This is a genomic window from Kitasatospora griseola (assembly GCF_014648555.1).
GTDB lineage: Bacteria > Actinomycetota > Actinomycetes > Streptomycetales > Streptomycetaceae > Kitasatospora > Kitasatospora griseola.
Window position 1 is genome coordinate 96,595 of the sequence record NZ_BMRI01000019.1, and the last position, 6,466, is coordinate 103,060.

The 6,466-nt window shown below is 74.8% G+C and carries 8 protein-coding genes; 4 read left to right on the top strand and 4 right to left on the bottom strand.

Features of this window, described 5'->3' with window-relative positions; genetic code table 11:
- Nucleotides 1-5: 5 nt before the first annotated feature.
- Nucleotides 6-455, top strand: coding sequence for a hypothetical protein (locus IEZ12_RS23320; protein WP_189274324.1), 450 nt, complete (start codon nucleotides 6-8; stop codon nucleotides 453-455).
- Here the strand turns inward: IEZ12_RS23320 and IEZ12_RS23325 are convergent.
- Nucleotides 431-1,087 (bottom strand): TetR/AcrR family transcriptional regulator, encoded by a 657-nt coding sequence (locus IEZ12_RS23325; protein WP_189274326.1) that lies wholly within the window; start codon nucleotides 1,085-1,087, stop codon nucleotides 431-433. The two genes, IEZ12_RS23320 and IEZ12_RS23325, sit on opposite strands and share 25 nt — an antisense overlap.
- Nucleotides 1,088-1,123: 36 nt before the next feature.
- Here IEZ12_RS23325 and IEZ12_RS23330 point away from each other — a divergent pair, with 36 nt between their 5' ends.
- Nucleotides 1,124-1,450, top strand: coding sequence for a rhodanese-like domain-containing protein (locus tag IEZ12_RS23330; protein ID WP_189274328.1), 327 nt, complete (start codon nucleotides 1,124-1,126; stop codon nucleotides 1,448-1,450).
- A gap of 18 nt (nucleotides 1,451-1,468) precedes the next feature.
- On the opposite strand, the gene IEZ12_RS23335 is transcribed toward IEZ12_RS23330, so the two are convergent.
- Nucleotides 1,469-2,371 (bottom strand): DMT family transporter, encoded by a 903-nt coding sequence (locus IEZ12_RS23335; RefSeq protein WP_189274330.1) that lies wholly within the window; start codon nucleotides 2,369-2,371, stop codon nucleotides 1,469-1,471.
- A gap of 44 nt (nucleotides 2,372-2,415) precedes the next feature.
- On the opposite strand from IEZ12_RS23335, the gene IEZ12_RS23340 reads away from it, so the two are divergent.
- Nucleotides 2,416-3,834, top strand: a complete 1,419-nt coding sequence (locus IEZ12_RS23340) for an aminotransferase-like domain-containing protein (protein WP_189274332.1) — start codon at nucleotides 2,416-2,418, stop codon at nucleotides 3,832-3,834.
- Here IEZ12_RS23340 and IEZ12_RS23345 read toward each other — a convergent pair.
- Both IEZ12_RS23345 and IEZ12_RS23350 read right to left on the bottom strand, forming a co-directional pair.
- The gene (locus IEZ12_RS23345) at nucleotides 3,820-4,404 is read right to left on the bottom strand and encodes a DUF4328 domain-containing protein (protein WP_229847848.1); all 585 of its coding nucleotides are present in this window, start codon (nucleotides 4,402-4,404) and stop codon (nucleotides 3,820-3,822) included. The genes IEZ12_RS23340 and IEZ12_RS23345 overlap by 15 nt on opposite strands.
- 58 nt (nucleotides 4,405-4,462) lie before the next feature.
- Nucleotides 4,463-5,311 (bottom strand): EamA family transporter, encoded by an 849-nt coding sequence (locus tag IEZ12_RS23350; protein ID WP_189274337.1) that lies wholly within the window; start codon nucleotides 5,309-5,311, stop codon nucleotides 4,463-4,465.
- 121 nt (nucleotides 5,312-5,432) lie between these two features.
- Between IEZ12_RS23350 and IEZ12_RS23355 the strand changes: the two genes are divergently transcribed.
- Nucleotides 5,433-6,287: an Fpg/Nei family DNA glycosylase gene (locus IEZ12_RS23355; RefSeq protein WP_189274339.1), complete on the top strand. Its 855-nt coding sequence runs from the start codon at nucleotides 5,433-5,435 to the stop codon at nucleotides 6,285-6,287.
- The last annotated feature ends 179 nt before the right edge of the window (nucleotides 6,288-6,466 follow it).

Genomic DNA, 6,466 nt, shown 5'->3' on the forward strand with positions numbered 1-6,466 from the left:
TCCGCTTGTCCGAAGTCGAGTTCTTCCGCGCCCCGAACGCCGCCGCCGTCCTCACCGCCCTCGGCGGCGGCCCCGCGCTGCCCGCCTTCGACGGCCTGCGCGCGCGCCTCACCGACCCGGTCGACGTCCTGCTGCTGATGGAGGAGCTGGTCGTCGACGGACCGGACCCGTCGCTGATCACCGGCCTGCTCTGGCCGGAGATCGACCCGGCCGCGTACGGCTGCTTCCTGTCCGCCGCGCCCCACTTCGGGGAGCCGTGGACGTACGGGATCAATCCGGCCGTCCGCGACGCGCTGGCCGCGGCGAGCCCGGCCGAGCTCGCCGCGCTGCGCCCGTACGAAGGCGTCGAACCGCCTGCCGCCGCGCTCGAACAGCTCTGTGCGATGGCCGAGTTGGCCTGGCGCGCGGTGGCGGCCGGCGAGTCGCTGTACTACCGGACGGGAACCGCCGCCTGACCCGCCGTCACGGCGCGGGCCAGCCGCTCGACGCCCTCGCGCAGCCGTCGCTCGCCGAGTTCGGGCAGCAGCGCCGTGACGTGTTCGGCGGCCAGCGCCGCCAGCAGGGCGTGCGCGGTGTGCTCCGGGTCGGGGGCGCCGGCCAGCAGCACCGTCAGGTGGCGGTGCCAGAACCGGTACGCGCCGATCCGGTAGCGGGCGCCCGGCGCGGCGGTCTCCGACATCCGCACCAGCGCCAGGTGCGGCAGCAGGTAGTCGAGGTACGCCGCGACGAACGCGACCGCGCGCTCCTGCGCCCGCGCGCCCGGACCGAGCGGCGGCGGCCCGTGCAGGATCCCCTCCTGGAGCTCGCGCTCGCGGGCGTCCAGCAGCGCCACCGCCAGCCCCGACTTGTCGCCGAAACGCCGGAACAGCGTGCCCTTGCCGACGCCCGCGGCCGTCGCCACCTGGTCCATCGAAACCGCGTCCACGCCGTGCTCGGCGAACAGCCGGGCGGCGGCGGCCAGCACCGCGGCGCGGTTGCGGGCGGCGTCGGCGCGCTCCTTGGGCGGCGGGGTCCGCAGCAGCTCCAACGGGATCGCCGCATTCTCCCTTGCCGAATCGGACCGCAGTCCGCTACTGTCCTGAGTCATAAGAGGACTGTAGTCCGATTCCTTTGGAGATGTGACATGACCGCTCTCATCACCCGTGCCGACCTGTCGGCCGCGATCGACGCCGGCGCCGTGACCGTCGTCGACACCCTGGCCGGCGAGTACTACGCCCAGCAGCACCTGCCCGGCGCGCTCGCCCTGCACCCGTCCGAGGTCGACACCCTGGCCGCCGCCCTGCTCCCCGACCGGGCCGCCGCCATCGTCACCTACTGCTCCAACCCCGCCTGCTCCAACAGCGGCCAGGTCGCCGACCGTCTCACCGCGCTCGGCTACACCGACGTCCGCAAGTACCGCGAGGGCATCCAGGACTGGGTCGAGGCGGGCCTCCCCGTCGAGTCCGCCTGACCCCCGCCGCTCAGTCGCTCAGCGCCCGCCCGCCGTGCGCTGGGTGACGGCGATGCAGGCGACGACCGCGAGGGCGGTCGGGACGGCGAGGGCCGGGAGCGGCTCGGCGAGCAGCAGGACGGCCCAGCAGATCGTCAACAGGGGCTGGGCGAGCTGGAGCTGGCTGGCGCGAGGGACGCCGATCGCGGCCATGCCGCGGTACCAGACCACGAAGCCGAGGAACTGCGAGACCACGCCGAGGTAGGCCAGCCCGGTGACGCCGCGCCAGGTCCAGTGGACGGGTTCGGCGGCCAGGCCGAGCGCGGCGGTGACGGCGGTGACGGGGAGGGCGGCGACCAGGCTCCAGGCGATCACCTGCCAGCCGGGCAGGGTGCAGGCCAGTCGGCCGCCCTCCGCGTAGCCGACGGCGCAGATCAGCAGGCCGACGAAGAGGTACAGGTCGGCGGTGGCCAGTCCCGCGCCGTGACTCTGCCGGACGGTGAAGGCCAGCACCGCGAGCGCCCCGGCGAACGCGGCGAGCCAGAAGGCGCGGGGCAGCCGGGTTCCGGCGCGGCGGGCGGCGACTGCGGCGGTGACCAGCGGAAGCAGGCCGATCACCACGGCGGAGTGCGCGGTGGAGGCCTGCTGCAGGGCGAAGGTGGACAGCAGCGGGAACCCGACCACGCAGCCCGCCACCACGGCGGCCAGGCCCGGCCAGGCGGACCGCGGCGGCATCCGGGCGCCGGCCGCCGCCAGGCAGGCCGCGGCGAGCAGCCCGGCCAGGACTCCACGCAGCCCGGTGAGCGTCCAGGGCCCGAAGCCCTGCAGGGCCCACGTCATGGCGGGGAAGGTGAAGGAGAAGGCGAGCGTCCCCAGCGCGGCCTGGACGGTTCCGGTGACTGCTACTGGCAGTGGGGCGATAGCGCTATTCTGTGCTGACATACAGGACGGTAGCAGTTGCCCTCAGCTGATCGGAAGGTCCGTCAATGTCCGTGCAGGAGCTGACGAATGCACTGCGCAGCACGGTGTTGCGCTACTCGCCGGGCGAGCGGATTCCCAGTAGCAGGGAGCTGGTGGAGCGCTACCGGGTCAGTCCGGTCTCGGTGTCCCGGGCGATCCGCGAGCTGGTCGCGGAGGGCGTGGTGGTGGCGCGCCCGGGCGCGGGGGTGTTCCGGGCCGAGCCGCGGCCCGCTCCTCTCCCGCAGGGCGACTTCTCCTGGCAGGAGGTGGCGCTCAGCGCGGAGGCGGGTGTGCCGCCGGCCCGGACGGTGGACGCCGCGGGGGTGCTGACGGCGCTCGCGCTGGCCCCGCCGGAGGTGATCGACCTGAACAGCGGCTACCCGCACGCGTCGCTGCTGCCCGAGCGGGCGCTGGCCGGTGCGCTGTCCCGAGCGGGCCGCCGCCCCGGCGCGTGGGGGCGTCCGCCGCTGGAGGGCCTGCCGGAGCTGCGCGGCTGGTTCGCCCGGGAGGTCGGCGGGGGCGTCACCGCGGCCGAGGTGCTGATCACCGCCGGCGGCCAGAGCGCGCTGACCACGGCGCTGCGTTCGCTGGCCCCGCCCGGTGCGCCGGTGCTGGTCGAATCCCCCACCTATCCGGGCCTGTTGGCGATCGCCCGGGCCGCCGGGCTGCGTCCGGTGCCGGTTCCGGTGGACGAGGACGGGGTGCGTCCCGAGCGGCTGGCGGAGGCGTTCGCGGTGTCCGGCGCCCGGCTGTTCGTCTGTCAGCCGCTGTTCCAGAACCCGACCGGCGCGGTGCTCGGCGCGGAGCGGCGGCGGGCCGTGCTGGCCGCCGCGAAGCGCGCCGGGGCGTTCGTGGTGGAGGACGACTTCGCCCGGCTGCTGGCCCACACCGACGCCCCCGAGCTGCCGCCGCCGCTGGCCGCCGACGACCCCGACGGCACCGTGGTGCACGTGCGCTCGCTCACCAAGGCGGCCTCGCCGAGCCTGCGGGTGGGGGCGCTGGTGGCCCGCGGCCCGGCGCTGGCCCGGCTGCGCGCCGTCCAGACGGTGGACTCCTTCTTCGTCCCGCGCCCGCTCCAGGAAGCCGCCCTGGAGCTCGTCACCTCCGCCGACTGGCCGCGCCATCTGCGCACGCTGGGGCGGGAGTTGACCGTCCGCCGGCAGCTGTTCGCCGCCGCCCTGGCCGACCGCGCCCCGACCCTGCTGCCCGCCCGGCTCCCGTACGGCGGCTTCCACCTGTGGCTGCCGCTGCCCGCTCACCTCGACCCGGCCGCTTTCGCCGCCGCCGCGCTGCGCCACGGCGTCGCCGTCACCCCCGGCACGGGCTACTTCACCGCGGAACCGGCCCCCCGGGTCCGGGTGAGCTGGGCCGGAGCCGAGAACCACGCCCAACTGGCGGACGCCGCTGACCGGTTGGCCACCGCGTCGGCATCACTTGGCGGATAGCTTCGCCCGGTCGGCCTCGACGGCGGCCTCCCAGTCCTCCTTCGCCGGGACGTCGAGGACGGCCGACTGACGGGCCGTGATCCGGCGGACCACCTGGATGAACAGCACCGTCAGGACGATGTCCGCCACCACGGGGGCCGACTTGTCACCGGGCAGCAGGCCTCCGAGGGCGGACAGCGGAGCCACCACGCAGAGCAGGTGCACCAGGATCGGGTCGGCGCTCACCCCCAGGGTCCGCCACAGGCCGAGCAGGATCCGCCAGCGCATCCAGAGGTTGGCCACCGGGATCAGCCAGCCCGCGGTGGTCAGGCCCAGCCGGTACGGCTGGCTCCCGGGCGCGAGCGCCTCGGCGTTGCGCCAGCACTTGCGCACCCAGACCGCGCCGGCCGAGCAGGACACGACGACGAGCAGCAGGTAGCCGACCATGGTCAGGCCCACGACCTCCGGCGCCGGCCTCATCCCGCTCAGGACGACGACGAACCCGAACTCCAGGAGCCCTTGGAGCGCGAGCGCCCACCCGAGGCCGCGCGCAGACTCTCGCGGATTGGCGGGTGCGGTCGGCCGGTCCATCTGAACTCCCCCTGGCTGCGAACGAAATCCGCTGGACGTCAGCAGACCCGGCCCGCCGTCAGTGCGCGAATTCCAGCAGCGCGATGCCGATCAGCACGGTGGCGCTGGCGGCCAGGCGCAGCGCGCCGAGGCGTTCGCGCAGGACGAGGGTGCCGATCAGGGCGGCGATCACGATGGAGGTCTCGCGCAGCGCGGCGATGGTGGGCAGGTCGCCGACGGTCTGCGCCCACACCACCAGGCCGTACGCGGTGAGCGACATCAGGCCGCCGGCCGTCGCGGCGGCGCGGCCCTCGCGCAGCGCGGGCAGCAGGGCGCGGCCGCGGACGGCGAGGACGGCGCCGAGGACGGCCAGGCCCTGCAGGAGGAACATCCAGGCGATGTAGCCGGCGGTGGAGTCGGCGGCGCGCACCCCGCTCCCGTCCACCACGGTGTAGCCGGCGATCAGCACGCCGGTGCCGAGCGCGGCGGCCAGCGCCGGGAGTTGGTCGCGGCGCGGCCACCCGCCGACCAGGGCGAGTCCGGCCAGGCCGAGCGAGATCACCGCGACGGCGGCGACCTGCCCCACCGGCAGCGGGTGGTGCAGCACGGTCGCGGCGAGCAGGGCGACCACCGCCGGGGAGGTGCCGCGGGCGATCGGGTACATCTGGCCGAAGTCGCCGAGCCGGTAGGCCCGGGCCAGCAGCAGCTGGTACCCGAGCTGCAGGGCGGTCGAGGCCAGCAGGTACGGCACGGCGCGGGCGCCCGGCAGCGGCACGACCAGCGCGAAGACCGCGCCGAAGGCCGCGAACACCACGTTCATCAGCGCCACCCCGGCCAATCGGTCGCGCACCCCGTGCACCAGCGCGTTCCACACCGCGTGCAGCAGCGCGGCCGCCAACACCACGACCGGCACGGCGTCCTGGCTCACCGGCGTCTCCCTCCGACAGCTCCCCGACCATCCACTTGTACAGACAACTTAGCGTGCGGCCGTCACCCGTCCACCACCGCCCCGGTGGCCCGCCCGCGCGGGGCCGGGCGAGACTGGACGGGTGCCCGAACTCCCCGAAGTACAGGCGCTCGCCGAGTGGCTGACCGCCGCCTGCGCCGGACGCGTCCTGGAGCGTGTGGACGTGCTGTCGATCCAGGCGCTGAAGACCGTCGACCCGCCGGTGCAGGCGCTCACCGGACGGGCCGTCAGCGGCGTGTCCCGCCACGGCAAGTTCCTCGACCTGGCCACCGCCGGCGGCCCGCACCTGGTGGTGCACCTGGCCCGGGCCGGCTGGGTGCACCGGCGGGAGTCCTTCCCCGCCAAACCGCCGAGCCGGCGCGGCCCGCTCGCACTGCGGCTGGTGCTGGACGACGGCAGCGGCTTCGACCTCACCGAGCAGGGCACCACCAAGCGGCTCGCCGCCCACGTGGTGACGGACCCTCAGCAGGTCCCCGGCATCGCCCGCCTGGGCGTCGACGCGCTCGCCGTCACCCCCGAGGAGCTGACCGCACTGGCCGCCGGGGCCCGGCAGCGGCTGAAGACCTTCCTGACCGACCAGACCGTCCTGGCCGGCATCGGCAACGCCTACTCCGACGAGATCCTGCACACCGCCAGGCTCTCCCCGTACGCACTGGCGGCCTCGCTGGACGCTGAGCAGCTGGCCCGGCTGCACGCCGCCGTCCGGCACGAACTGGGCGGCGCGCTGGAGCAGTTGCGGGCGGCGCCGGCCGGCGGGCTGAAGTCGGAGAAGAAGGCCGGCCTTGCGGTGCACGGCCGGGCGGGCGAGAGCTGCCCGGTGTGCGGGGACACCGTGCGCTCGGTGAACTTCGCCGACTCCTCGCTCCAGTACTGCCCGACCTGCCAGACCGGCGGGCGGGTGCTGGCCGACCGCCGACTGTCCCGACTGCTCAAGTAGCAGCCCCGCCTTGATCGAAGCTTCCGTGATCGAAGCTGCGCGAATCTCGCTATGATCAAGCAGCTTCGATCAGCAGACCGACCGTATCCAAGTCCCTGGGGGCGTCCACCGTGATCCTCACCGTCACACCCAACCCGGCGCTGGACGTCACCTACACCGTCCCCCACTTCCGCCCGCAC